Source organism: Allobosea sp. NPDC055594 (genome assembly GCF_053618995.1).
Window position 1 is genome coordinate 73743 of sequence record NZ_JBSHIO010000004.1, and the last position, 23644, is coordinate 97386.

The 23644-nt window shown below is 67.8% G+C and carries 23 protein-coding genes; 14 read left to right on the forward strand and 9 right to left on the reverse strand.

The annotated features are described in order from the left end of the window. Positions 1 to 286 precede the first annotated feature (286 nt). From dnaA to ACWGRX_RS09915, 4 genes are all read left to right on the forward strand, one after another. Positions 287 to 1804: a chromosomal replication initiator protein DnaA gene (gene dnaA / locus ACWGRX_RS09900; protein ID WP_452117411.1), complete on the forward strand. Its 1518-nt coding sequence runs from the start codon at positions 287 to 289 to the stop codon at positions 1802 to 1804. A gap of 172 nt (positions 1805 to 1976) precedes the next feature. Next, the gene (gene dnaN, locus ACWGRX_RS09905; RefSeq protein WP_452117412.1) at positions 1977 to 3095 is read left to right on the forward strand and encodes a DNA polymerase III subunit beta; all 1119 of its coding nucleotides are present in this window, start codon (positions 1977 to 1979) and stop codon (positions 3093 to 3095) included. Between the two features lie 11 nt (positions 3096 to 3106). Beyond that, positions 3107 to 4234 (forward strand): DNA replication/repair protein RecF, encoded by a 1128-nt coding sequence (recF, locus tag ACWGRX_RS09910; protein WP_452117413.1) that lies wholly within the window; start codon positions 3107 to 3109, stop codon positions 4232 to 4234. Positions 4235 to 4373: 139 nt separating this feature from the next. Next, positions 4374 to 4988 carry a LysE family translocator gene (locus ACWGRX_RS09915; protein ID WP_291646086.1) on the forward strand — a complete coding sequence of 205 codons (615 nt, stop codon included), beginning with the start codon at positions 4374 to 4376 and terminating at the stop codon, positions 4986 to 4988. Between the two features lie 20 nt (positions 4989 to 5008). Here the strand turns inward: ACWGRX_RS09915 and ACWGRX_RS09920 are convergent, their stop codons facing one another. After that, complete coding sequence (locus ACWGRX_RS09920) at positions 5009 to 5617, reverse strand: ankyrin repeat domain-containing protein (RefSeq protein ID WP_452117414.1); 609 nt, start codon at positions 5615 to 5617, stop codon at positions 5009 to 5011. 47 nt (positions 5618 to 5664) lie between these two features. Then, positions 5665 to 6747 (reverse strand): heat-inducible transcriptional repressor HrcA, encoded by a 1083-nt coding sequence (hrcA, locus tag ACWGRX_RS09925; protein WP_452117415.1) that lies wholly within the window; start codon positions 6745 to 6747, stop codon positions 5665 to 5667. A gap of 141 nt (positions 6748 to 6888) precedes the next feature. On the opposite strand from hrcA, the gene rph reads away from it, so the two are divergent. The 4 genes from rph to ACWGRX_RS09945 all read left to right on the forward strand — a co-directional run bounded on the left by rph (position 6889) and on the right by ACWGRX_RS09945 (position 11000). After that, positions 6889 to 7605, forward strand: coding sequence for a ribonuclease PH (gene rph, locus ACWGRX_RS09930; protein WP_291635741.1), 717 nt, complete (start codon positions 6889 to 6891; stop codon positions 7603 to 7605). Between the two features lie 151 nt (positions 7606 to 7756). Further along, positions 7757 to 8404 (forward strand): RdgB/HAM1 family non-canonical purine NTP pyrophosphatase, encoded by a 648-nt coding sequence (rdgB, locus tag ACWGRX_RS09935; RefSeq protein ID WP_291635743.1) that lies wholly within the window; start codon positions 7757 to 7759, stop codon positions 8402 to 8404. Further along, the gene (hemW, locus tag ACWGRX_RS09940) at positions 8401 to 9603 is read left to right on the forward strand and encodes a radical SAM family heme chaperone HemW (protein ID WP_452117416.1); all 1203 of its coding nucleotides are present in this window, start codon (positions 8401 to 8403) and stop codon (positions 9601 to 9603) included. Before rdgB ends, hemW begins: the two co-directional genes overlap by 4 nt. A gap of 170 nt (positions 9604 to 9773) precedes the next feature. After that, positions 9774 to 11000 carry an SMP-30/gluconolactonase/LRE family protein gene (locus ACWGRX_RS09945; RefSeq protein WP_452117417.1) on the forward strand — a complete coding sequence of 409 codons (1227 nt, stop codon included), beginning with the start codon at positions 9774 to 9776 and terminating at the stop codon, positions 10998 to 11000. An 88-nt stretch (positions 11001 to 11088) separates the two neighbouring features. On the opposite strand, the gene ACWGRX_RS09950 is transcribed toward ACWGRX_RS09945, so the two are convergent. Next, on the reverse strand, positions 11089 to 11754 hold the full coding sequence (locus ACWGRX_RS09950) for a nitroreductase family protein (protein ID WP_452117418.1): 666 nt from the start codon (positions 11752 to 11754) through the stop codon (positions 11089 to 11091). 81 nt (positions 11755 to 11835) lie between these two features. Here ACWGRX_RS09950 and polA point away from each other — a divergent pair, with 81 nt between their 5' ends. Continuing rightward, positions 11836 to 14868 carry a DNA polymerase I gene (polA, locus tag ACWGRX_RS09955; RefSeq protein WP_452117419.1) on the forward strand — a complete coding sequence of 1011 codons (3033 nt, stop codon included), beginning with the start codon at positions 11836 to 11838 and terminating at the stop codon, positions 14866 to 14868. A 61-nt stretch (positions 14869 to 14929) separates the two neighbouring features. On the opposite strand, the gene ACWGRX_RS09960 is transcribed toward polA, so the two are convergent. After that, entirely contained in the window at positions 14930 to 16981 is a 2052-nt protein-coding gene (locus ACWGRX_RS09960) for an oxidoreductase (protein WP_452117420.1), read from the reverse strand. A gap of 127 nt (positions 16982 to 17108) precedes the next feature. Between ACWGRX_RS09960 and ACWGRX_RS09965 the strand changes: the two genes are divergently transcribed. The 4 genes from ACWGRX_RS09965 to ACWGRX_RS09980 all read left to right on the forward strand — a co-directional run bounded on the left by ACWGRX_RS09965 (position 17109) and on the right by ACWGRX_RS09980 (position 20282). Then, positions 17109 to 17741 carry a TetR/AcrR family transcriptional regulator gene (locus ACWGRX_RS09965; RefSeq protein WP_452117421.1) on the forward strand — a complete coding sequence of 211 codons (633 nt, stop codon included), beginning with the start codon at positions 17109 to 17111 and terminating at the stop codon, positions 17739 to 17741. Between the two features lie 225 nt (positions 17742 to 17966). Continuing rightward, entirely contained in the window at positions 17967 to 18329 is a 363-nt protein-coding gene (locus ACWGRX_RS09970) for a DUF883 C-terminal domain-containing protein (RefSeq protein ID WP_291635756.1), read from the forward strand. A 4-nt stretch (positions 18330 to 18333) separates the two neighbouring features. Beyond that, on the forward strand, positions 18334 to 18762 hold the full coding sequence (locus tag ACWGRX_RS09975; RefSeq protein WP_291635758.1) for a hypothetical protein: 429 nt from the start codon (positions 18334 to 18336) through the stop codon (positions 18760 to 18762). 182 nt (positions 18763 to 18944) lie between these two features. Then, positions 18945 to 20282, forward strand: coding sequence for a sensor histidine kinase (locus ACWGRX_RS09980; protein ID WP_452117422.1), 1338 nt, complete (start codon positions 18945 to 18947; stop codon positions 20280 to 20282). 30 nt (positions 20283 to 20312) lie between these two features. Here the strand turns inward: ACWGRX_RS09980 and ACWGRX_RS09985 are convergent, their stop codons facing one another. Continuing rightward, complete coding sequence (locus ACWGRX_RS09985) at positions 20313 to 20699, reverse strand: response regulator (RefSeq protein WP_452117423.1); 387 nt, start codon at positions 20697 to 20699, stop codon at positions 20313 to 20315. Between the two features lie 152 nt (positions 20700 to 20851). Next, positions 20852 to 21325 (reverse strand): DUF992 domain-containing protein, encoded by a 474-nt coding sequence (locus ACWGRX_RS09990; RefSeq protein WP_452117424.1) that lies wholly within the window; start codon positions 21323 to 21325, stop codon positions 20852 to 20854. Between the two features lie 118 nt (positions 21326 to 21443). Here ACWGRX_RS09990 and ACWGRX_RS09995 point away from each other — a divergent pair, with 118 nt between their 5' ends. Next, positions 21444 to 21695: a hypothetical protein gene (locus tag ACWGRX_RS09995; RefSeq protein WP_452117425.1), complete on the forward strand. Its 252-nt coding sequence runs from the start codon at positions 21444 to 21446 to the stop codon at positions 21693 to 21695. Here the strand turns inward: ACWGRX_RS09995 and ACWGRX_RS10000 are convergent. The 3 genes from ACWGRX_RS10000 to ACWGRX_RS10010 are packed head-to-tail and all read right to left on the reverse strand — an operon-like array spanning position 21689 to position 23465. Then, positions 21689 to 22516, reverse strand: a complete 828-nt coding sequence (locus ACWGRX_RS10000) for an extensin-like domain-containing protein (protein ID WP_452117426.1) — start codon at positions 22514 to 22516, stop codon at positions 21689 to 21691. The two genes, ACWGRX_RS09995 and ACWGRX_RS10000, sit on opposite strands and share 7 nt — an antisense overlap. Continuing rightward, positions 22513 to 22674 carry a hypothetical protein gene (locus tag ACWGRX_RS10005; RefSeq protein ID WP_452117427.1) on the reverse strand — a complete coding sequence of 54 codons (162 nt, stop codon included), beginning with the start codon at positions 22672 to 22674 and terminating at the stop codon, positions 22513 to 22515. Before ACWGRX_RS10005 ends, ACWGRX_RS10000 begins: the two co-directional genes overlap by 4 nt. Continuing rightward, positions 22671 to 23465, reverse strand: coding sequence for a response regulator (locus ACWGRX_RS10010; RefSeq protein WP_452117428.1), 795 nt, complete (start codon positions 23463 to 23465; stop codon positions 22671 to 22673). Before ACWGRX_RS10010 ends, ACWGRX_RS10005 begins: the two co-directional genes overlap by 4 nt. Between the last annotated feature and the right edge of the window lie 179 nt (positions 23466 to 23644).

The following is a 23644-nucleotide window of genomic DNA, read 5'->3' on the forward strand; positions in this document are numbered from 1 at the left end:
TGTCGGACCGGGATTTCCAAAGATCGAAACTCGTTTTGGCTTACAACCAGAGAGGTTGGAGGGATGCGGCTCTTTATCTTGTGACGTTATACTTGTTGAGATGAAGAGCGGTTTCGTCCTGCGACGAGCCCGCCACTCCTGAGCCGACGACGAACATTGGCACGATCCGAACCTTCGGCTTGTCCGGGGGACGTGGATTCTTTGCTTTCACCAAAATCAGCGCGGCCGACCGGCCTTGCCGGCCGGGTGACGCCGCGCGCAACCGACTGAACAGGGCGATAGAGACATGCTGGAGCAGATCGAGACTGGCGATTTTGTGGATGTTGCGTCGGGTCCGTCTGTTGCGAAACTGGGTTTGACCAAGGGCGGCTCCGCCGCCGCCGAGAAGGAAAGCTGGGATCGCGTCCGCCGCCGCCTGCGCGCGGAGCTCGGCGAGGACGTGTTCTCGAGCTGGTTCGCCCGCGTCGAGATCTGCGCCGTGGTCGAGGGCGTCGCCCATCTCACCGTTCCCACGCGCTTCCTGAAGAGCTGGCTCGAGGCGCATTATGCCGAACGCCTGCGGGCACATTGCATCGCCGAACTCAACGCGCCCCATGGCGTCTCGCTGAGCGTCCGCCAGGTGGCGCGCGAGGGCGCCGAGCCCCGTCCGGAAAGCCCGGCCCAGCGGAGCCGCGCCAGCGCCGTGCGCGCGCCGAGCCCGGTCAATACCGAAGCTGCGCCCGCAGCCACGGCACTGCCGCCCTGCGAGCGTGACCTGGTGGACGCCTGCGGCACGCTGCTCGACCGCCGGATGAGCTTCCAGAACTTCGTCGTCGGCAAGTCGAACGCGCTCGCCTTTGCCGCGGCCGAACGGATCGCGGCCGCTCCTGCCGGCGCAACGCCCTACAATCCGCTCTACATTCATGCCGGGGTCGGCCTCGGCAAGACGCATCTGATCCAGGCGATTGCCCAGGAGGCGCGCCAGCAGGGTAAGCGCGTCGCCTATTTCACCGCCGACCGCTTCATGTACGGCTTCGTCGCCGCGCTGAAGTCGCAGACCGCGCTCGCCTTCAAGGAGAAGCTGCGCGGCATCGACCTCTTGATCGTCGACGACGTCCAGTTCATCCAGGGCCGGTCGATCCAGCAGGAATTCGGCCACACGATCAATGCGCTGATCGATGCCGGCAAGCAGATCGTCGTCGCCGCCGACCGGCTGCCGGCCGATCTGGAGAGCATGGAAGAGCGGATCCGCTCGCGCCTTGCCGGCGGCCTCGCCGTCGAGATCGGCGAGCTCGACGAAGGCCTGCGCGTCAAGATCCTGGGCAGCCGGCTCGAGGCGCTCAAGGCGGCGCATCCGAGCTTCCAGGTCAATCCCGATGTGGTGGCCTATGTCGCCCATGCGGTCGCCACCAATGGCCGCGACCTCGACGGCGCCGCCAACCGGATCCTGGCGCATGCGACGCTGACCGGAGCGACGGTGACCATGGAGACGGCGGAAGCCGCGATCCGCGACCTGGTCCGCACCCGCGAGCCGCGCCGGGTCAAGATCGAGGAGATCCAGAAGCTGGTGGCGACCCGCTACAATGTCAGCCGGGCCGACATCCTCTCGGAACGCCGCACCGCCGCCGTGGTCAAGCCGCGCCAGATCGCGATGTATCTGGCGAAGGCGCTGACGCCGCGCTCGCTGCCCGAGATCGGCCGGCGCTTCGGCGGGCGCGACCACACCACGGTGCTGCATGCGGTGCGCAAGATCGAGAAGGCGATCGGCGAGGACCGGCTGCTGCATGACGAGGTCGACCTGCTGAAGCGCATGCTGCAGGAGTGAGGCCGCACGCCGGCCGCTATCCGGCCCATGCAGCGCCGGAAGCGGCACTGCATGGCGCTAAGCTGTGGTTGCCGGCGCGCGTGCCCTTGCGCCGGCGCTGGCGCTCCGGCAATGTCGCGGGCCATTCCGTCGCCCGCCGTCCGGCGGGCGCCAGCACATGCCAGAAGACGCCATGAAGGTTACGGTCGAACGCTCCACGCTCCTGAAGTCGCTCGGGCATGTCCATCGGGTGGTGGAGCGCCGCAACACCATTCCGATCCTCTCCAACCTGCTGCTGCGCGGCAGCGAGGACGGGCTGAAGCTGAAGGCGACCGATCTCGACATCGAGGTGGTCGAGACGGTTCCCGCCGATATCGTCGAGCCGGGCGCGACCACCGTGCCGGCCCACACCCTCTACGACATCGTCCGCAAGCTGCCGGACGGCGCCCAGGTCTCCCTGGAGGCGACCGGCGACAGCGGCCAGATGGTGCTGCGCTCGGGTCGCTCGCGCTTCACCCTGCAGACCCTGCCCGAGAGCGATTTCCCGGACATCACCGCCGGCGAGATGGCGCATCGCTTCGTGCTGCCGGCCGGCGAGCTCAAGCGCCTGATCGACAAGACCCAGTTCGCGATCTCGACCGAGGAGACGCGCTACTATCTCAACGGCATCTATCTGCACGCCATTGATGTCGAAGGCCGCCCGGTGCTGCGCGCAGTCGCGACCGACGGGCACCGCCTCGCCCGCGTCGACACCGCCGCCCCGCAGGGCGCGCTCGGCATGCCGGGCGTGATCGTACCGCGCAAGGCCGTGGCCGAGATCCAGAAGCTGCTCGAGGACGGCGAGAGCGAGGTCCAGGTCGAGCTCTCCGGCACCAAAATCCGGGTCGCCACCGCCGCGGTGGTGCTGACCTCGAAGCTGATCGACGGCACTTTCCCCGATTATCAGCGCGTCATCCCGAGCGGCAACGACAAGCTGCTCACCGTCGACAAGGGCGATTTCGCCGCTTCGGTGGACCGGGTCTCGACCATCTCCTCGGAGCGCGGGCGCGCCGTGAAGCTCTCCATGGCCGAGGGCCGGATGACGCTCTCGGTGACCAATCCCGATTCCGGCTCGGCGACCGAGGAGATCGAGGTCGACTATGATGCGAGCCCGCTCGATATCGGCTTCAACGCCCGCTATCTGATGGACATCGCAGCCCAGCTCGACGGCGACACCGCCCTGCTCAAGCTCGCCGATCCCGGCTCGCCGACGGTGATCCAGGACCGCGAGGGCGCCTCAGCACTCTATGTGCTGATGCCGATGCGGGTCTGACGCGACCAGCCTTGACCGCGGTCGCCGGCCTCACCCTGCAGAATTTCCGTTCCTACCCGGCCCTCGATCTTGCGATCGAGGGCCGGCTCGTTGCGCTGTGCGGCGAGAACGGCGCCGGCAAGACCAATCTGCTCGAAGCGCTCTCCTTGTTCGCGCCCGGACGCGGCCTGCGGCGGGCCGATCTCGCCGATATGGTGCGGGTGCCGGGCGATGGCGGCTTTGCGGTCTCGATCGCGCTCGCCGATGACGGCGCAAGGCTCGGCATCGGTCTGGCGCCGCCCGATGGCGAGGGCCGGCGCGCCCGGCTTGCGCGAATCGACGGCGCCGCGGTCGGCTCGGCCACGGCCTTCAGCGAATATCTGCGCCTGGTCTGGCTGACGCCGGATCTCGACGGCCTGTTCCGCGGCTCGGCCGGGGAGCGCCGGCGCTTCCTCGACCGGCTGGTGCTCGCCGTCGACCCTGCCCATGGCACGCGCTCCAACGCGCTCGAAAAGGCGCTGCGCGCGCGCAACCGCATCCTCGAGGAGAGCCCCTCCGAACGGCGCTGGCTCGACTCGGTCGAGCGCGAGATCGCCGAGCTCGGCGTCGCGGTCGCCGCCGCCCGGGCCGAGACCGTGGCGCGGCTCTCCGCGATCATCGCGCAGAACCGCGACGAGAGCTCACCCTTCCCGCATGCACAGATCCGGCTGGAAGGCGAGATCGACACCCTAGTCGCGAGCCTGCCGGCACTCGACGCCGAGGACCGCTATCGCGAGCTGCTGGCGCAGATGCGGCCGCGCGACAAGGCCGCGGGGCGCACGCTCGCCGGGCCGCAGGCCTCCGACCTCCTCGTCCGCCATGCGCTGAAGGACATCCCGGCCGGCCAGGGCTCGACCGGCGAGCAGAAAGCGCTGCTGATCGGCCTCGTCCTGGCGCATGCCCGGCTGGTCGCGAGCATGAGCGATCTGCCGCCTCTGGTGCTGCTCGACGAGATCGCCGCCCATCTCGATCCGCGCCGGCGCGCCGCGCTCTATGCCGGACTTAGCGAGCTCGGCTGCCAGGTCTGGATGACCGGCGCCGACCCTGCTCTGTTCGGCGACCTGCCACCGCAGTCCCAGCGTCTCCTGGTCACGCCGGGCAACGTCGCCGCCCTGGCCTGAGGGACACCTATCCGAACGGTGAAGCCGGCAGACCTCACCCCCGCTGATCGCAGACATCACGCATGCCGATGGGACAGAAGCGCGGCGCGCTGCTAAATACGCCAGCCAGCAGAGCTGCGCGACGCAGGGAACCGAACGCATGGACATCGCCGGATTCATGGTCTTCGCCGGGGTCTATTTCCTGGCGGTCGCCTCGCCGGGCCCCGGCATCGCGGCGCTGGTGGCGCGCTCGCTCTCGACCGGCTTTCGCCGCGCCGTGCCCTTCGTGCTCGGCATCGCCGCCGGCGACCTCGTCTGGCTGACCTTCTCGGCGCTCGGCCTGTCGCTGCTGATGCAGAGCTTCCACGGCGTCTTCGTCGCCATCAAATATGCCGGCTGCGCCTATCTGGTCTATCTCGCCTGGAAGCTCTGGACCACGCCGGTCGAGAGCAACAAGGCGCCCGAGGCGATTCCGGGCGAGGGCTGGCGCCTGTTCTTCGGCGGCATCGCGCTGACGCTCGGCAATCCCAAGGTGATGGTGTTCTTCGTCTCGATCCTGCCGCTGGTCGTTGATCTCAGCGCGATCACGCCGCTGCTCTTCGTCGAGATCGCGGTGCTGACCATGGTGATCATCAACACCACGCTGCTCGGCTACGCCTATGCGGCCGACCGGGCCCGGCGGCTGGTTTCCAGCCCACAGACGATGCGTCGGATCAACCGGTTCACCGGCGGCGTCATGGCCGGCGCAGCGACCGTGATCGCGACGCGCGGCTGAGCGGGGCGCTGCGGCCCGCGTCAGCGCCCGCCGGCCGCCGTAATCAGCTTCGCGACCTCGCTCTGGCCGCGCTTGCGAGCATGGGCGAGCGGGCTGACGCCGTCCTTGTCGGCGAGATTGGGATTGGCGCCGGCATCGAGCACGAGCTTGGCCACCTGCTGGTGCCGCGGCCCGCCATCGCCGAGGATCACGATCTCCAGCAGGCAGGTCCAGCCGAGATTGTTGACGTGGTTCACGTCGATGCCGCTGGTCAGGAGCAGCTTCACCGTCTCGACATGGGCGCGTTCGCAGGCCGGGATCAGCGCGTCGCCGCCATAGCGGTTGCGCAGCGAGAGATCGGGCTTCAGCGGCAGCATGGCCGCGACGATCTCGCTCCGCCCGCTGGCCCCTGCGAGCAGCCAGGGCGTATCCTGGTTGGCGGCCTGGGCATTGAGGCTGGCGCCGGCCGCGAGCAGGGCCTTGGCGACCGCGACATGATTGCCGGCGACGGCCCGCAGCAACGGGGTCTGTCCCTGCCCGTCACGCTGTTCGAGATCGGTGCCGGCCGCGATCAGCCGGCTGACCTCGGCAAGATTCCCGGAAGACGCAGCGGAGAGCAGGTCCGCGGTTGCCGCGCTGGCGCTCGTCATCAGCATCGCTCCCGCCAGAATACCCGCCCAAAGCCGCCCGGTCCGCCTCATCGTCCACCTTCGAGCAACCGCCCGACCACCCGCGCGGTATAGTCGACCATCGGCACGATCCGGGCATAGTTGAGGCGCGTCGGCCCGATGATGCCGACCACGCCGACGATGCGCTGCTCGCCATCGCGGAAGGGGGCGGCGACGATCGAGGAGCCCGACATCGAGAACAGCTTGTTCTCGGAGCCGATGAAGATGCGCACCCCATCGCCGGCCTCGGCCCGGGTCAGGAGGTCGATCAGCTCGGTCTGGGTTTCGAGATCGGCGAAGAGCAGGCGGATGCGCTCGAGATCCTCCTGCGCCTTGAGATCCTCGAGCAGATTGGCCTGGCCGCGCACGATCAGATGCCGGTCGCCAGAGGGACCGGAGGAGGTCGCGATGCCGCTTTCGACGAGACGCGCCGTCAGCCCGTCGAGCTCTCGCTCCATCTGGGCGCGGCTGTCGTCGATCTCGCGGCGGATCTCGGCCAGCGTCTTGCCGGCGATGCGGGCATTGAGGAAATTGCCGGCCTCGACCAGCGCCGAGGCCGGCAGGCCGGGCGGCAGCGCGAGCAAACGATTCTCGACCGTGCCGTCATCGGCGACCAGCACGACGAGAGCGCGATTGGCGTCGAGCCGGACGAATTCGATATGCCTCAGCCTTGCATTGGCCTTGGTGGTGACGACGACCCCGGCCCCGCGCGACAGACCCGACAGCAGCGCCGACGCCTCGGTCAGCGCACCGTCGAGGGTGCGCCCGCTGGCCGCCGCCCGCATCTGCGCCTCGATCCGGGTCCGCTCCTCCGAAGTGAGATTGCCGACCTCCATCATCGCATCGACGAAGAAGCGCAGGCCTCGCTCGGTCGGCAGACGCCCGGCCGAGGTGTGGGGGGCGTAGATCAGCCCGGCCGTTTCGAGATCGGTCATGACATTGCGCACGGTCGCCGGCGACAGCGTCATCGGAAGGAGGCGCGCGATGTTGCGCGAGCCGACCGGCTCGCCGGTGGCGAGGTAGCCATCGACGATATGGCGGAAGATCTCGCGCGAGCGCTGGTCGATCTCGACCAGACCGCCAGGCGATTCCGGGCGGGTATAGGCGCTCATCTGGCGGCAAGGAGCCTGTTGCACATGGCCCATTGTCCCTTTCCCGGCGCGGCGGATCAAGCGGCATATGACAGCCCTCGCCTTGCCGCCCTCCCTTGAAACGCCTACAAGCCGCCGATCCCTAAAAGCAGGACGATGATCATGAGACCCTCCAAGCGTGCCGCCGACGAGATGCGCAAGGTCACGCTCGAACGTGGCGTTGTCCGCTATGCCGAGGGCTCCTGCATGGTGAGCTTCGGCGAGACCAGAGTGCTCTGCGCCGCGACCGTCGAGGAAAAGGGGCCGCCCTGGCTGCGCGGCACCGGCAAGGGCTGGGTCACCGCCGAATATTCGATGCTGCCGCGCGCCACGCATGAGCGCACCCGCCGCGAGGTCACCTCGGGCAAGCCGTCGGGCCGGACCCAGGAAATCCAGCGTCTGGTCGGGCGCAGCTTGCGCGCCGTGGTCGACCTGACCGCGATCGGCGAGCGCCAGATCGTCGTCGACTGCGACGTGCTGCAGGCGGATGGCGGCACCCGCACCGCCTCGATCACCGGCGCCTGGGTCGCGCTGCACGACGCGCTGAAATGGATGGAAGGGCGGGGCATGCTCAAGGGCACCAACCCGCTGAAGGACCATGTCGCGGCGGTGTCCTGCGGCATCGTCGCCGGCAATCCCGTCATCGATCTCGATTATGTCGAGGATTCCGGCGCCCAGACCGACGCGAATTTCGTGATCACCGGCGCGGGCGGCCTCGTCGAGGTCCAGGGCACGGCCGAGGGCGCGCCCTTCTCCGAGGACGAGCTGATGGCGCTGCTCCGCCTCGCCAAGGGCGGCGTCGGCCAACTCGTCACGCTGCAAAAGGCGGCGGTAGCCTGACGCCAAGTTGATTTATCCCGGGAACCACGACGTCATCCCGGACGCAGCGAAGCGAAGCTCCGGGATCCATCCTAGGTTTCCGAGCTTTACGATGGATCCCGGGTCAAGCCCGGGATGACGACGTGTTTCCGAGCCAGGAAAGGCAGGGACCTTGACCACCAACCGCCCCCTCTCCGGCAAGGTCGTGATCGCGACCCATAACCAGGGCAAATTGCGCGAGATGCGCGAATTGCTGGCGCCCTATGGCGTCGCGCTGGTCTCGGCCGGCGAGCTCAGCCTGCCGGAGCCGGAAGAAGACGGCCATATGTTCGCGGAGAACGCCGCGATCAAGGCGGTGGCGGCGGCGAACGCCTCCGGCCTGCCGGCGCTGGCCGATGATTCCGGCATCTGCATCGACGCGCTCGACGGCGCGCCCGGCCTGTTCTCGGCCAACTGGGCCGGGCCCGGCAAGGATTTCGCTCCGGCGCTGGCGCGCGTCCAGGCCGAACTCGCCAAGCGCGGCGCGACGACGCCGGAGCAGCGCAAGGCGCATTTCGTCTCGGCGCTGGTGATCGCCTGGCCGGACGGGCATCAGGAGCTGTTCGAGGGCCGGGTCTTCGGCACGGTGGTCGACGCCCCGCGCGGCGCCTCCGGCTTCGGCTACGACCCGATCTTCCAGCCCGCCGGCCATGCCAAGACCTTCGGCGAGATGACGGCGGAAGAGAAGCACGGCATTCCCGCCGATGGCTCGCCCGGCCTGTCGCATCGCGCCCGCGCCTTCCATGTTCTGGCCGCCGCCTGCCTGAGGAAGCCCGCTTGACGGGCAAGGCCGCCTTGGCGGGGCGGCAAGCCGTGCCGGCGCATCCGACCGCGCATGCCGGCTTCGCCGTCTATGTGCATTGGCCGTTCTGCCTGGCCAAATGCCCCTATTGCGACTTCAACAGCCATGTCCGGCACCAGCCGCCGGACCAGGCCCGCTATATCGCGGCCTTCCGGCGCGAGATCGCCCATCGCGCGGCGCTCGCGCCCGGGCGCACCGTCTCCTCGATCTTCTTCGGCGGCGGCACGCCCTCGCTGATGGAGGGCGCCACCGTCGGCGCCATCCTCGATGCGATCGGCGAGCACTGGGCCGTCGATCCCCATTGCGAGGTCTCGCTCGAAGCCAATCCGACCAGCGTCGAGGCCGGCCGCTTCCGCGATTTCCGCGCGGCGGGAGTCAACCGCGTCTCGCTCGGTGTGCAGGCGCTGAACGATGCCGACCTCAAATCGCTCGGCCGGATGCACTCGGCGCAGGAAGCGCTGGATGCGGTCGCGATCGCGCGGAAATATTTCGAGCGCTATTCCTTCGACCTGATCTATGCGCGCTCGCCGGGCCAGACGCCGGCGCTCTGGCGCGCCGAGCTCGAGCTCGCGATCAGCCATGCGGCCGAGCATCTCTCGCTCTACCAGCTGACGATCGAGGCCGGCACGGCTTTCGACCAGCTCTACCGGGCCGGCAAGCTCGCCCTTCCCGATCCCGATGCGGGCGCCGAGCTCTACGAGATCACGCAGGAGATCACGGCAAGGCACGGCCTGCCGGTCTACGAGATCTCGAACCATGCCCGCCCCGGCGCCGAATGCCGGCACAATCTGGTCTATTGGCGCTATGGCGAATATGCCGGCATCGGCCCAGGCGCCCATGGCCGGCTGGTGACGGCTGACGGCCGGATGGCGCAATCGACCGAGAAGCATCCGGAGACCTGGCTGCAACGGGTCGAGGCGGATGGCGACGCGTTGATCGAGAACGAGCAGCTCACCGCCGAGGCGCAGGGCGACGAATACCTGTTGATGGGCCTGCGATTGGTCGACGGCATCGACCTTGCCGTGTTCGAGGCGCTGTCGGGCCGGAAGCTCAACTCGAACCGGATCGGCAGCCTGATCGCCGAAGGCTTCCTTGCCCGCAAGCCCGGAGGGCGCCTCGCCGCGACGCCGGAGGGGGCTCTGCTGCTCGACGCGCTGGTCGCCGATCTCGCCGCCTGAGCGGCCAGATGCGCGGAATCTTGAGCATTCAACCGATTTAGCTGGAAGGGAAGCCCCGATCGGCCGGGAGCGGCCATGACGCAGGGGCAATCTCGCGTCACGCCGCCGCCGCAATCGGCGCTCCCGATGCATCCCGCAAGGACGGAACAGTCCAATCCAGGGAGGCCATGATGCATCAGCAGTCTATGGACGAGGGATCGCGCCCGACGCTTTCGCGCCGCAGGCTCCTGCAGGTCGCCGGGGCCGGCGCGCTGGCGGCGAGCGCGGGGCAAGCCCTCGCGCAGGCCCCTGCCGGGCCGGCGGCGCCGCCGAGCACGGTGACCACCCCGCCGCGCGACTTCAGCCGCAACGGCGCTCCCACGACCTATTTCTGGGACCCCGACATCATCGCCGTCGACCCCGCCTTCAACGGCCTCGCCCAGCCCAATGCCCCGATCCAGCGGCTCTGGACCGGCGCGCTCTGGAGCGAAGGCCCGGCCTGGAACGCGCAGGGGCGTTATCTGGTCTGGAGCGACATCCCCAACAACCGGCAATTGCGCTGGCTCGATGATGATGGCCGGGTCAGCGTCTTCCGCACGCCCTCCGGCAACAGCAACGGCAACAGCTTCGACTATCAGGGCCGGCAGCTCTCCTGCGAGCACCTCAACCGCCGCGTCGTGCGCTACGAGCTCGACGGTTCGGTGACGATCCTCGCCGACAAGTTCGACGGCAAGCGGCTGAACTCGCCCAACGACATCGTCGCCCACCCCGATGGCAGCTACTGGTTCACCGATCCGCCCTATGGCGGCCAGCTCTATGAGGGCGCGCCCGATGCCGCCGGCGGGCCGAGCAATGCCAATGGCAAGATCAATCCGCGCCTCGGCCAGCCGCCCGAGATCGGCTTCTTCAAGCGCGAACTACCGACGAACTGCTACCGGATCGACCCCGGCGGCCGCATCGACCTCGTGGTCAACGAAAGCCAGGTGCCGGATCCGAACGGGCTCTGCTTCTCGCCCGACCACAAGAAGCTCTACATCGCCTCGACCGGCAAGGGACCGGGCGATACCGGGCCGGGCGGCAAGGGCGACATCCATGTCTTCGATGTCGGGCCCGACAACAAGCTCTCCAACCAGAAGCTGTTCTCGGACTGCATGGTCGACGGCGTGAAATGCGGGCCCGACGGGCTGCGCTGCGATGTCGAGGGCAATCTCTGGACCTCGTCCAATGCTGGGCGGGCCGTCGGCTATAGCGGCGTGCTCTGCTTCAACCCCAGCGGCAAGCTGATCGGCCGCATCCGCCTGCCGGAGATCTGCGGCAATATCTGCTTCGGCGGGCCGAAGCGGAACCGGCTGTTCATGGCGGCGAGCCAGTCGCTCTACGCGCTCTATCTCGGCACGCAGGGCGCGGCGCCAGCCTGAGCCCGACCAACCTCGGCTGACGTGGACCCATGACGTCATTCCGGCCGCAGCGAAGCGGAGCGCCGGAATGACGAAATTGGTCAGGGCCTCACAGGAAGCTGGCGATCTCCTCCAGCGGCTTCTTGCCGATGGCGGGGACGAGGCAGCCCTCGGCGGGATAGCCGACGACGAGGAGGATCACCGCCTTTTCATTGTCGGGGCGGCCGCAGAGCTCGTTGAGGAAGTTCATCGGCGCCGGGGTATGGGTCAGCGTCGCGAGCCCGGCCTGATGCAGCGAGGCGATCAGGAAGCCGGCAGCGATGCCGACCGATTCCGGCACGTAATAATGCTTCACCTTGCGGCCTTGCGCGTCATAGCCCCAGCGCTGGGCGAAAATCGCGATCAGCCAGGGCGCGGTCTCGAGGAAGGGCTTGTGCTCGTCGGTGCCGAGATGGCTCAGCGCATCGAGCCATTCCTCTCCGGCCCGGCCGGCATAGAAGGCGCGCTCCTCCTCCTCGGCACCCTCGCGGATCTTCTTCTTGATCTCAGGGTCGGAGATGCAGACGAAGCTCCAGGGCTGCTGGTTGGCACCGGAAGGCGCCGTGCCGGCGGTCGCGATCGCCGCCTCGATCACCGCGCGCGGCACCGGACGGTCGGAATAGTCGCGCACCGTGCGGCGCTTGCGCATCGTCGCCAGGAAGGCGTCGGCGCGCACCTGCATCTCGTCCTCGGGACAGCCCTCGAAAGCGAGTGGCATGGTGGCGTAGGCGTTCATCGGTTTCCTCCTGACAGCTTCTTGCGCGCGAGCCTGCTTGCACAATAGACCATCCCGGCCCATCGCCCTATGGTCCCGCGCATGACGAACCCAGCCCCCTCGCTGAAGCCCGGCGACCACCTCTTCCTGGTCGACGGCTCGAACTTCATCTTCCGCGCCTATTTCCAGTCGATCAATCAGGACCGGAAATACAATGCCCGCTCGGACGGGCTGCCCTCCGGCGCGGTCAGGCTGTTCGCGACGAAGCTTTTCCAGTTCGTGCGCGAGGGCGTGCTCGGCGTCAGGCCGACCCATCTCGCCATCGTCTTCGACAAGAGCGAGAACTCGTTCCGCAAGCAGATCTACCCGGCCTATAAGGGCAACCGCTCCGACCCGCCGCCGGATCTGATCCCGCAATTCCCGCTGATGCGCGAGGCGGTGCGGGCCTTCGGGCTGATCCCGGTCGAGCAGGATGTCTACGAGGCCGACGACCTGATCGCGACCTATGCGAAGCAGGCGCGCGAGGCCGGCGCCGATGTGCTGATCGTCTCGGCCGACAAGGACCTGATGCAGCTCGTGCGGCCGGGGGTCGCCATGTACGATCCGGCCTCCGGCGACGCCAAGAAGGGCGCGGGCTTCCGCGCCGAGCGGCGGATCGGCGAGCCCGAGGTGGTCGAATATTTCGGCGTCACGCCGGACAAGGTCACCGATGTCCAGGCGCTCGCCGGCGACGCCACCGACAATGTCCCGGGTGCGCCCGGGATCGGCATCAAGACCGCCGCACAGCTGATCGGCGAATATGGCGATCTCGAAACCCTGCTGGCCCGGGCCGGCGAGATCAAGCAGCCCAAGCGACGCGAGACCCTGACCAATCCCGAGATCGTCGAGAAGGTCCGCGTCTCCCACAAGCTGGTCACGCTCGTCGACGATGTCGCGGTCGAGACGCCGCTTTGCGACCTGACGCTCGCCCAGCCCGAACCCGCCAAGCTCATCGCCTTCCTCAAGGCGATGGAGTTCACCACCATCACCAAGCGCGTCGCCGAGGCCTATGAGGCCGATGTCGGCGCCGTCGAGGCCGACCCCGAGCTCGCGCCCGGCGGCTCGCGCGCCGCTGAGCTGCTGGCGCGCTATGCCGGGGCCGATGCGAGCGCGCCTCCGCCAGCCGGCACCTCCGCCGCAGCATCCGCTCCGGCAGCAGCCGCGGCGGCGAGCGCGCAGCCTGGCGGCGATGGCTGGATGAAGCCCGCCGATCTCGCCGCTGCACGCAAGGACGAGGCGATCCAGCTCAAGGTCGACCATGCGGCCTATGAATGCGTGCGCACCCTTGCCGATCTGACGCGCTGGATCGGCCTCGCCTATGAGGCCGGGCTGGTCGCGCTCGACACCGAGACCAATTCACTCGATGCCATGCAGGCCGATCTCGTCGGCTTCTCGCTGGCCGTCGCGCCGGGCAAGGCCTGCTATGTGCCGCTGCAGCATCGCGGCGGCGCCGATCTGTTCGGCGGCGGCATGGTCGAAGGTCAGATCCCGCTCGCCGAGGCGATCGAGGCGCTGAGGCCGCTGCTCGCCGATCCCGGCGTGCTGAAGATCGGCCAGAACCTGAAATACGATCTGCTCGTGCTCGCCCGCCACGGCCTCGCCGTCGCGCCGATCGAGGACACGATGCTGATCTCCTATGCGCTCGATGCCGGCCGCAACAATCACGGCATGGACCGGCTTTCCGAGCTGCATCTCGGCCACAAGACCATCCCCTATGCGGAGGTCGCCGGCACCGGCAAGGCGCAAATCACCTTCGACAAGGTCGATATCGAGAAGGCGACGGCCTATGCCGCCGAGGACGCCGACATCACGCTGCGGCTCTGGCGCACGCTGAAGCCGCGCCTCGCCGCCGAGGGCAGGACGTCCGTCTACGAGGTTCTGGAACGGCCGCTTGTCCACGTCCTGGCCCAGATGGAGCAACGCGGCATTGCCATCGACCGGCAGATCCTGTCGCGGCTATCGGGCGAGTTTGCGCAATCTTTGGCGCGGCTCGAGGACGAGATCCACACGCTCGCCGGCGAGAAATTCACCATCGGCAGCCCCAAGCAGCTCGGCGACATTCTGTTCGGCAAGATGGGGCTGCCCGGCGCCCAGAAGACCGCGACCGGGCAATGGGCGACCGGCGCCGGCGTGCTCGAAGACCTCGCCGAGCAGGGCCATGAACTGCCGGCCCGCATCCTCGACTGGCGCCAGCTCGCCAAGCTGAAATCGACCTATACCGACTCTCTGCCGACCTATGTGAATCCGCAAACCCACCGGGTCCATACGTCCTACGCCTTGGCTGCGACCACCACCGGCCGGCTCTCCTCCTCCGAGCCGAACCTGCAGAACATCCCGATCCGCACCGAGGCCGGCCGCAAGATCAGGACCGCCTTCGTCGCCGAGAAGGGCAACAAGCTGATCTCGGCCGACTACAGCCAGATCGAGCTGCGCATCCTCGCCCATATCGCCGACATCCCGCAGCTCAGGCAGGCCTTCGCCGACGGCGTCGACATCCATGCGATGACGGCGTCGGAGATGTTCGGCGTGCCGGTCGAGGGCATGCCGAGCGAGGTCCGGCGCCGCGCCAAGGCAATCAATTTCGGCATCATCTACGGCATCTCGGCCTTCGGCCTCGCCAACCAGCTCGGCATCTCCCGCGAGGAGGCCAGCGCCTATATCCGCAAGTATTTCGAGCGCTTCCCCGGCATCCGCGACTATATGGACCAGGCCAAGACCACGGTCCGGGCGAGTGGACAGGTGACCACGATCTTCGGACGCGTCTGTCATTTCCCGGCGGTCGCCTCGAAGAATCCGTCGGAGCGCGCCTTCGTCGAGCGCCAAGCGATCAATGCGCCGATCCAGGGCTCGGCCGCCGACATCATCCGCCGGGCGATGGTGCGCATGGACGGGGCACTGGCCGAAGCCAAGCTCGATGCCCGCATGCTGCTTCAGGTCCATGACGAACTGGTCTTCGAGGTGCCGGAGGCCCAGGTCGAGGCGGCGCTGCCGGTGATCCGCAAGGTGATGGTCGAGGCGCCGCATCCGGCGGTGCAGCTCAAGGTGCCGCTGGTTGTCGATGCCAGGGCGGCGACGAACTGGGACGAGGCGCACTAGGCTTCCAACCCTATCGGGTTTCGAGCCTAGTGCGTAAAGTCACAGGCGCGGCGCCACGGGACTACCGGAAGGCGTCGGCGCTCTCGGTTTCCGCCAGCGCCCCCAGGCTCCTGGCGAACTGGTGGCCGCTGTAATTGGCTGCGGCGATCGTGCCGGGTGCCAGGCAATCGCCGATCCTTTCGACGCGGGTCAGCCCGCTGTCCGGCCATTCCTCACGCCGGGCCTGCAACGCCGTCCACAGATCGCTTTCGGGGAGGCGCGAGGTGACCGGCACCAGCACCTCGCAGGGGATGATCTCGGCGGTGCCCGAATAGACGCAGCGTATCGTCACGGTCTCGGCGGCGCGATCGGCGAGGGCGGAAAGCAGCCTGATCTTCACGCCCAGCTCCAGTAGGCGCCGATGAATCCGGGCCTGTTCGAGCGTGTTCACAGTCCAGGCCGCGACCAGCGGCGTTGGCGCGACATAGGTCGTGTCGATCCCTGCCGCAGCCAGCTGCTCGGCCAGGGCGCTGCCCATATAGTAGCGATCATCGTCATAGATCACCACGGGCCCCGGTCCGGCGGCGGCGCTTCCCTGATCCAGGAGCAAATCGACCCCGACGATCTTGCCGTTCTTCAGGAACGGCAGCGGCACCCGGTGGAAGCGACCGGCACCGTCCTCGCGCCATCTGGCGCCCACCGCGATCGCGACATGCGCGATGCCATAAGCGAGGATGTCGTCCGCCGTCAGCGGGCTCGAAAGATACATCTCGACATTGGCTGCAGTCCGAAGCTGGCCAAGGCGCCAATCCCGCACCCGGGCCCAGCTGGAAAGCCCGGGAAGCCGGCTCTCGCGCGATACGCGACCGCCCCACTCGGTTCCGGCATCGGCGATGATCACCGAAGCACCACGCTGCGCCAAGGCGCGTGCGGCCTCGAGCCCGGCCGGCCCGCCGCCGACGACCAGAGCCGTCGCCGGACAAGCCAGTGCCGGAACCTTCTCTGGATGCCAGCCCTTGCGCCATTCCTCGCCGATCGTCGGGTTCTGGGTGCAGCGCATCGGCGCAACGATGTTGTCGCCTGCGACGCAGATATTGCAGCCGATGCATTCCCTGATGTCGTCGATCCGGCCCTCCTGGATCTTGCGGGGCAGGAACGGGTCGGCGATGGAAGGCCGGGCGGCGCCGATCAGGTCGAGATGGCCCTGCCGGATCACACGGACCATCGTATCGGGCGAGGTGTAGCGGCCGACCCCGACGACCGGCTTGGTCGTGACCTGCTTGACGAAGCGGGTGTAGTCCTCCTGATAGCCCTCCTGCGAGAAGCGGGCGGACTGGCTGTCATTGGACCAGTCGGACAGGTTCACGTCCCAGAGGTCCGGCTCCTCGGCGAGCGCCGCGACGATGTCCCGCCCTTCGCCGTCGCGCTCGATGCCGGCCGAGCCCATCAGCTCGTCGACGGCAAAACGGATCGCCAGTGCGCAGCGATCGCCGATCGCATCACGGGTATCGGCCAGCACCTCGCGAAACAGCCGCAGACGGTTCTCCAGCGATCCGCCGTATTCGTCGGTGCGATGGTTGTGACGCGACAGGAGGAAATGCATCAGCAGCGTCATGTCGTGGCCGGCATAGACGTAGACGATGTCGAAACCCGCCTCGCGGGCCCGGATCGCGGCATCGCGGTGCCAGCGCCTGAACTCGCGGATATCCGCCTTGTCCATGCCGCGCGCCTGGACGGGATCATCGATGTCGACGACGGCATCGGAGGGGGCGTAGGGGGCGATGCGCGAGAGCCGATTGGCAGTATGCAGGCCGTTATGTGCGAGCTGTACCGCCGCCAGGCTGCCGCGCTCATGGATGAGGTCCGTCATCTCCCTGAAGACGCCGACATCGGCGCCGTCCCAGATCCGGCCCTGATTGGACGGCGTCAGGTCGGAGGAAGGGTGGATCTCGGTCTCCTGCGTCGAGACCACGCCCCAGCCGCCCTCGGCCTTCATGGCGCGCATGTGCGCATCCGAGCGGGCGTAGCGGTGCCCCATGCCGGAGCAGTGCGGGACCTGATAGAAGCGATTGCAGGTCGTGACAGGGCCGATCGTGACCGGCTCGAAAAGAATGTCGTAACGGGGGTCGCGCATGTAGTTTCGCCGATGTGATGGGGATGGCAGAGGCGATAGCCGGGTGGTCGGTCGGCTGTCACTATGCGATCGTATAGTCACTATGCAAATGCATAGTCTGACATTGCTACAGTTCGGACCAGGCGACGTGACGACTTCCTTCAGGCGAGCCCCCGATTTCGACAGGCGCACCGACCTGATCGAAGCCACGATGGACTGCATCGCCGAGCTCGGCATCCAGGGAACGAGCGTGCGCGCGGTCGCGACCAAAGCCGGCGTCAGCAACGGCCTCATCCGGCATCACTTCGCCTCGAAGGAGAACCTGATCGCGGAAGCCTATAGCCGGACCATCGCGATCATCACCGGCCCGCCGCTCGCGATCGCAGCCGGCGACGGCTCGCCCAGCGAGAAGCTGCAGCGCTTCATCATCGCCAGCATCAGCGGTCCGGTCGCGGAGCCCCGCATCCTCTCGCTCTGGGCGACCTTCATCAGCCAGGTGCACATCAACGACCGCTTCCGGGAGATCCATCGGACGCAATATGTCGCCTATCGCGCCGCATGCCGCAGCCTCATTCAAGGCGTAGTCGAGGAGAACCGGGTTCGCATTTCCGCGGATGAGCTTCACCATCTGAGCATCGCCCTGAACGCCATCATGGACGGGCTTTGGCTGGAAGGCTGCCTGAGCGCCGAGGAGATCGACGAGGCTCTCCAGATCGAGATCGGTCTCGGCGCGGTCGAACGCCTGCTGGGCGTCAAGCTCGGCCGGGACGTCCCGGCATAGCCTTACAAGGGCACGGACCCGACGGGGATGCCCGCCATGGAGCAACGCCGGGCTCGTGGCGCGCGATGCATTCGTGCGCTACCGTAAGGCCGATCGCGAGGGCACGCCGGCGCCCCCGCCGAGGACGCCAAGGTTCACGCCACAGGAACCGAGGCCGCGCTGGCGCGTTGAACGTCGGAGTTGTGCCACAGGCACGGCAGTACCCCGCAGCGAAGGAGCTATTTGATGGCCGCCACCACCACTTCCGCCAAGCGCCAGGCCGCCGCCTCGGTGCGGCGCGCCAAGGAGGACGTCGCCGAGGCGGCCGACGAGGTCGCCGGTCGAGCCAAGGCGAGCGGCCGCCGTCTGCGCGACGAGGCCGACGAGATCGAGCAAAGCCTGGCGCGCGGCGCCGAGGATCTGGCGGCGACCGTCAGCAGCAAGCTCAAATCCGTCGGCGTCGACACCGACAAGATGGCCGATGTCGCGCGGGAGCAGGCGGGCGACCTGCAGGATCTCATCATCCGTGAGATCCAGGAGCGGCCATTGCGCGCGCTCGGCCTCGCCGCCGCGGTCGGCCTCTTCGTCGGCTTCCTGTCGGCACGCTGAGGCCATGCTGGGGGGAATTCCGGCTCTGCTCGCCCGTGAGCTCGCCACGACCGTGCGCCGGAACGCGGCGGTCTTCGGCCTTTATCTCGTCGCCGCAGTGCTCGTCATCTGCGCCGCCGGCTATGGGCTGAATGCACTGCACACGGTTCTCAGCGAGCTCTATGGCAGCGTCGCGGCGAGCCTCTGGATCGCCGGCGGCCTGCTGCTTGCCGCCGTGGTCGCAGTCGCCATCGCAGCCTATGTCAAGAGCCGCCGCCCGCCGAGCCGACGGCTGGAGGCGGCGCTGGCCGCAGCGCCCGTCGCGGCAACGCTGGTCGGCAAGGGCAAGATCGGCTGGAAGGCCGGGCTCGTCGGCGGCGTCATCCTGCTCGGCCTCGTGCTCGGCCGGCAACTGGCCAAGGGCCGTGATGGCGGTGACGAGGCCGAAAAATAGCCCTAGCGATGCAGGTTCCTGCGTCCACGCCGCGTGCCGCCCCTCCGATCGGCAGCGGCAGGCGCATGGACGCGACCTGTCTTTTTACATAGGGCTATGACAGGCTTGCAGCTATTCAAGGCTAGATGAACGCCCAGGTGCCTCCTCGTCCACGCTGGCTGACGCCGGATTGGCCTGCTTTCGTGGCAAGGCTGCGGACGTCCTCGTCGACAGCGATCGCGATCGGCGTCGTGGCGATCGCCGTCGTGATCGCCGCCTGGATCAACTTCCAGGCCAACGAGGCCTCCCGGCTGGTGTCGAAGGCGATCGATGTGCGTGAGCGCAGCGAGGGCTTCCTCAGCAACCTGCTCGATGCCGAGACCGGGCAGCGCGGCTTCCTGCTGACCGGCGACGAGGCCTATCTCGCGCCCTACAATGAATCGCGCTTCAAGATTCTGCCCGAACTCGACGTGCTCGAGGGGCTGGTCACCGATAATCCATCCCAGGTCGAGCGCATCCGACAGGTACGCGAGCTCGCCCGGCACAAGCTGGTCGAGATGAACGCGACCATCGCGCTGATGCGCGCCGGCAAGCGCGAAGAGGCCGTGGCGGCACTGCGTCAGGGGGACGGCAACCGCTTGATGCAGGAACTGCGCGACATGGCGGGCGCGATCCAGGCCGAGGAGAACCGCCTGCTCCGCGAGCGCAGCAGGCGCGAGACGCGCCGACGGATCTTCGCCAGCATCGGCATCCTCATCGCCCTCGCCGGACTGAGCTTCGTCGCCTGGCTGCAGTTCCGCAGCCGCGGACGGCGCAACATCTTCCTCTCCAGCTCGAATCTCGAACTCGAGCAGCGCGTCGCCGAGCGCACCCAGCAGCTCGAGAACGAACGCCTGCGGATCGAGGCCCTGCTGCGCGACGTCAATCACCGGGTCGGCAACAATCTCGCCATGGTCTCGGCGCTACTGAGCGTGCAGAGCCGGCAGGCGCGCGAGCCGGTGGTGAAGCAGGCTCTTGCCCAGGCGCAGTCGCGCATCCAGGCGATCGCCGCGGGCCAGCGCCGCCTGCGCCTCGACATCGAAGCCGACGAGATCGACGCCCGCCCCTATATGGAGGATCTGCTGGCGGAAATCGGCAAGCAGGCCGAGGGCCGACCGATCACCATCGAACTGGCGATGGAGCCGATCCGACTGCCCGGGCGCGACGCCGTCTCCTTCGTCGTCATCATCAACGAGCTCGTCACCAACGCGATCAAGCACGCCTTCCCGAACGGACTGGCCGGCAAGATCGTCATCCGCCTCGCCGATGCCTCCGAGAAACCCGGGGATCTCGTTCTGGCGGTCGAGGATGACGGCATCGGCATGCCGGAGGAGGAAGCCACCGCCGGCCTCGGCAAGTCTGTGCTCAAGAGCCTGCTGCGCAGCATGCGCGCGACCATGGAAACCGGGCCGCTGAATGCCGGGGCGGCGCGCCCCGGGACGCGCATCGCGCTGACATTCCCGAAGCGGAACGAACTCGCCGAAGAGACGCCGAAGCCATAGAGCGCGGCGCGCGGCAGCCGCGCCGCCGCCTCAGACCACCTTCACGGCATTGCAGACGAAGCGGACGATCTCTCCGGTCGAGAAGGGCTTGCGCACGAAGCGGACATCGCGCAGCTCGGCCGGGACCTCGCTCGGCGCCGAACCCGAGACGAAGGCGAGCGGCGTGCCCTTGGCGCGCAGGCTGGCCGCAATGCCGAAGGTCTTGCCGCCGACCACATCGATATCGAGCAGCGCGCAGGAGACCGGCTTGTCCGTGGCGGCCCGCGCCTGCGAGAGCGATTCGACGACGATGAGCTCGGCGCGATCGCCCAGCTGCTCGCTGACGGCGCTTTCCAGATCCATCGCAATGAAAGGATCGTCCTCGACGATGAGGATCCGGATATCAGACATGATCTCCAGGGTACCTTCCAACTTCACGCCGCTGCTCCACGCAGTTTCTGCCTATGAGCTGAAAGAACGCCCCCTCGAACCCTCTTGTTCCGATCTGGGCGGCTTTCCGTACAGAAACGCGCAGAATTAGACTCAAATTGCCCGCGCAAAGTTAGCAAAAGGTAAGCACCGCGCAGTGTTCAGCGGCGGCGCGGAGTCTTGGTCAGGGTGAGCTCGAACTCGGTCACGCCGAGCGCGACATTGGCGCCGCGCTGCATCGACAGCGCCCGCGGCTCCAGCCGCACATCATTGTCGATGCTGCCGACCAGGGAGGGGCCGCTATTGGCCGGCCGGGCATAGCGGCCGTTGAGGGCACCGAGCGGAGCCCTGGCATAGGGGCCGTAGACGCGCCAGGCGATCAGGCTGCGACCGACTGATTTGGGGTCGAGCGCGAAGCCGCGGATGACGCCGGCATAAGTCTGCAACGGCCCGCGACGCGGGCGGAAACGGCAGTCGAGCGGACGCTGCGTCGCCACCGCCTGCGCAAGGCCGGTGCCGATCGTACAGGTCAGCCGGCCCGCCGGGGCACGGCTCTGCGCCGCTGCCGGGGTCGCGGCGAACGACAGTCCCGCGGCGGCGGCCAGCGCCGCGATGGCGCCGATCAATTGTCCCATTCGCGCTCTCCCATGCTTCGAAACGTCGCCTGAACGCCCCAATCGCTCCACAGTTCCCGAATAAACCGGAACCTCAATCCGGTGCTCGCGTTATGGGAACTGAGCAGTGGAAGCGCAAATGCCAAACCCTGACAATACGGATCGGGCTCCGATCTTTCCCGTGCCGCGCCTCCAGCGCGATCTTCCGCCATTCTGGGAGCTCGAACAACTTCTGAGCGCCGGTTATGCGCTGGAAAGCGCGCTCGCCGAGCTCGGGCGCCGCCGGGAGGCACTGAGCGCCGGGCAGTCGCGACCGGCTCTGGGCGGGCAGAGCGATGTCCAGGGGGATGTCGCCGGGCATCACGATCGCGTCATTGGCGGGGCCTACTGACAGAAGCGCGAGGATTTCGCACGGCGCTGCTGGATGTCGACATGCAGGTGATTGGCATGAGCCGCGTCGGCCCCCGGCCCCAGCACGGTCATGAAGGCGCCACAGGCGGATTGCCTGGCCGCATCGACGAAGCGGCTCTGAACCAGCCCATCCGGCTTCTCAACTGACACCACCGGCCCGCCCTGCCGCTCCTCGCCGAGCTGGAAGGCGAAGATATCGAGCGCACGGCCGGTGGCGTGCTCGCTCATCGGCGTCTGAGTCTGCCGGTTGCGGCGACGGCATTCATGTCCGCCACCGACGCGCAACTGCGTCAGCTCCTTGCCGAATGCTCCACGCGCCAGCGGCACCAGCGCCGTGTCGAACCAGACCGAGAGCGCGCGCGCCATCTCGCAGCTCAGCGTCGGTGGCGGGGTGAGGACAAGCGCCCCCGGCCCCTCCGGCCGCCGGACCGCGACCGCCTCGACGATCACCGGCTCGATGACCTGGCAGCCTTCGGCGGCCAGCGCCGCTGCGGGCGGCGCAGCGCGAATCCGGCTCCCGGCGATGCGTGTCAGCTCGGCGAGGCACGCTCCGGCTTCAGGATCCGAAGACGGTGGAACACCGGTGGGAGCAGCGCGCGGCTGCAGCGGAACGGATGGGGCAGCCGCAGGCGCGGGAGGCGCGTTCAGCTCTGCCGGGCGCGGCGGCGGCAGGCGAGCCGGCACCGAACGCCCGGACGGTCCCTCACGCGGGGCGGCAGTCGTGACGCCAGGGAAAAGCAAGGTCGCTGCGGCGGCCAGCGCCAGAGCGGCACGGGCCTGCCGCACGGGCAGACCCTTCACGCGCCGAGCACCGCGTAGAACAGCGATGCCAGCGAAACCAGGGTGATCAGCGCTGCGAGCAGGGCCATGGCCATGCCGGTTCTCCTTCGCGTCGTCCGGACCTGGATAACGCGAAGCGGAGCCGGCTGGTTCCCGGCCCCGTCGACGGGCCGCTTCAAGCCGCCTTGCGGCCGGCGCGGCGATCGAAGAACAGTGCCTGGCTGATCGCCGCCTTCACCGCCTCGGGCTGGAACGGCTTGGTGATCAGGAAGGCGGGCTCGGGCCGATCGCCGGTGAGCAGGCGTTCGGGATAGGCGGTAATGAAGATCACCGGCACATCGATAGAGCCGAGGATCTCGTTGACCGCGTCAAGGCCCGAGCTGCCATCGGCGAGCTGGATATCGGCGAGCACCAGGCCGGGGCGCTTCTTGGCGACGAGGGCGATCGCTTCGCGATGCGTGCGGGCGACGCCGGTGACGCGATGACCGAGCTCCTCGACCATCGTCTCGATGTCGAGGGCGATGATCGGCTCGTCCTCGATGATCAGGACATCGGTGGCGACCTGCTCGGCGATTTCCTGACCGGCCGACTGGACGAGGCCGGCCGCTTCGGCGCTCGATATCATCATGATCTCGCCGACCTCCTCGATCGAGAAGCCCTCGACGGTGCGCAGCAGGAAGGCCTGGCGCGGCCGCGGCGTCAGCGCATCGAGATTGCGCTCGACGGCAGAGCGCTCGACATCCGCAGATGGTGCCATCTCGTTGAGCCCGACCGAGGACCAGAGCTGCAGGAAGACGCGGTACAGCCCGGGCTTGGGCGGGACGTCGCGCGGGAACGAGGCGGGATCGGCGACGAGCGCCTCCAGCGTCGCCACCACATAGGCGTCACCGCTCGCCTGCGATCCGCTCAGAGCGCGTGCGAACCGGCGCAGATAGGGCAGGTGCGGTGCGATTTCCTTGGCGATGGACATAGTTCGACCCCCGTGAAAATTTGCCGGAAGAGAGCACCCAAGCTACTGTTCTGACAAGCAAATTATTTTTCTCAAGAATTGGAACCTTTTCAATTCCGGTTCGTTATTGGGCCGAATAAGTGTCTTATCGGGGGCTGCCGTGCGTGAACCGAAATTTCACGCGCGGAGCGTGTGGGCGC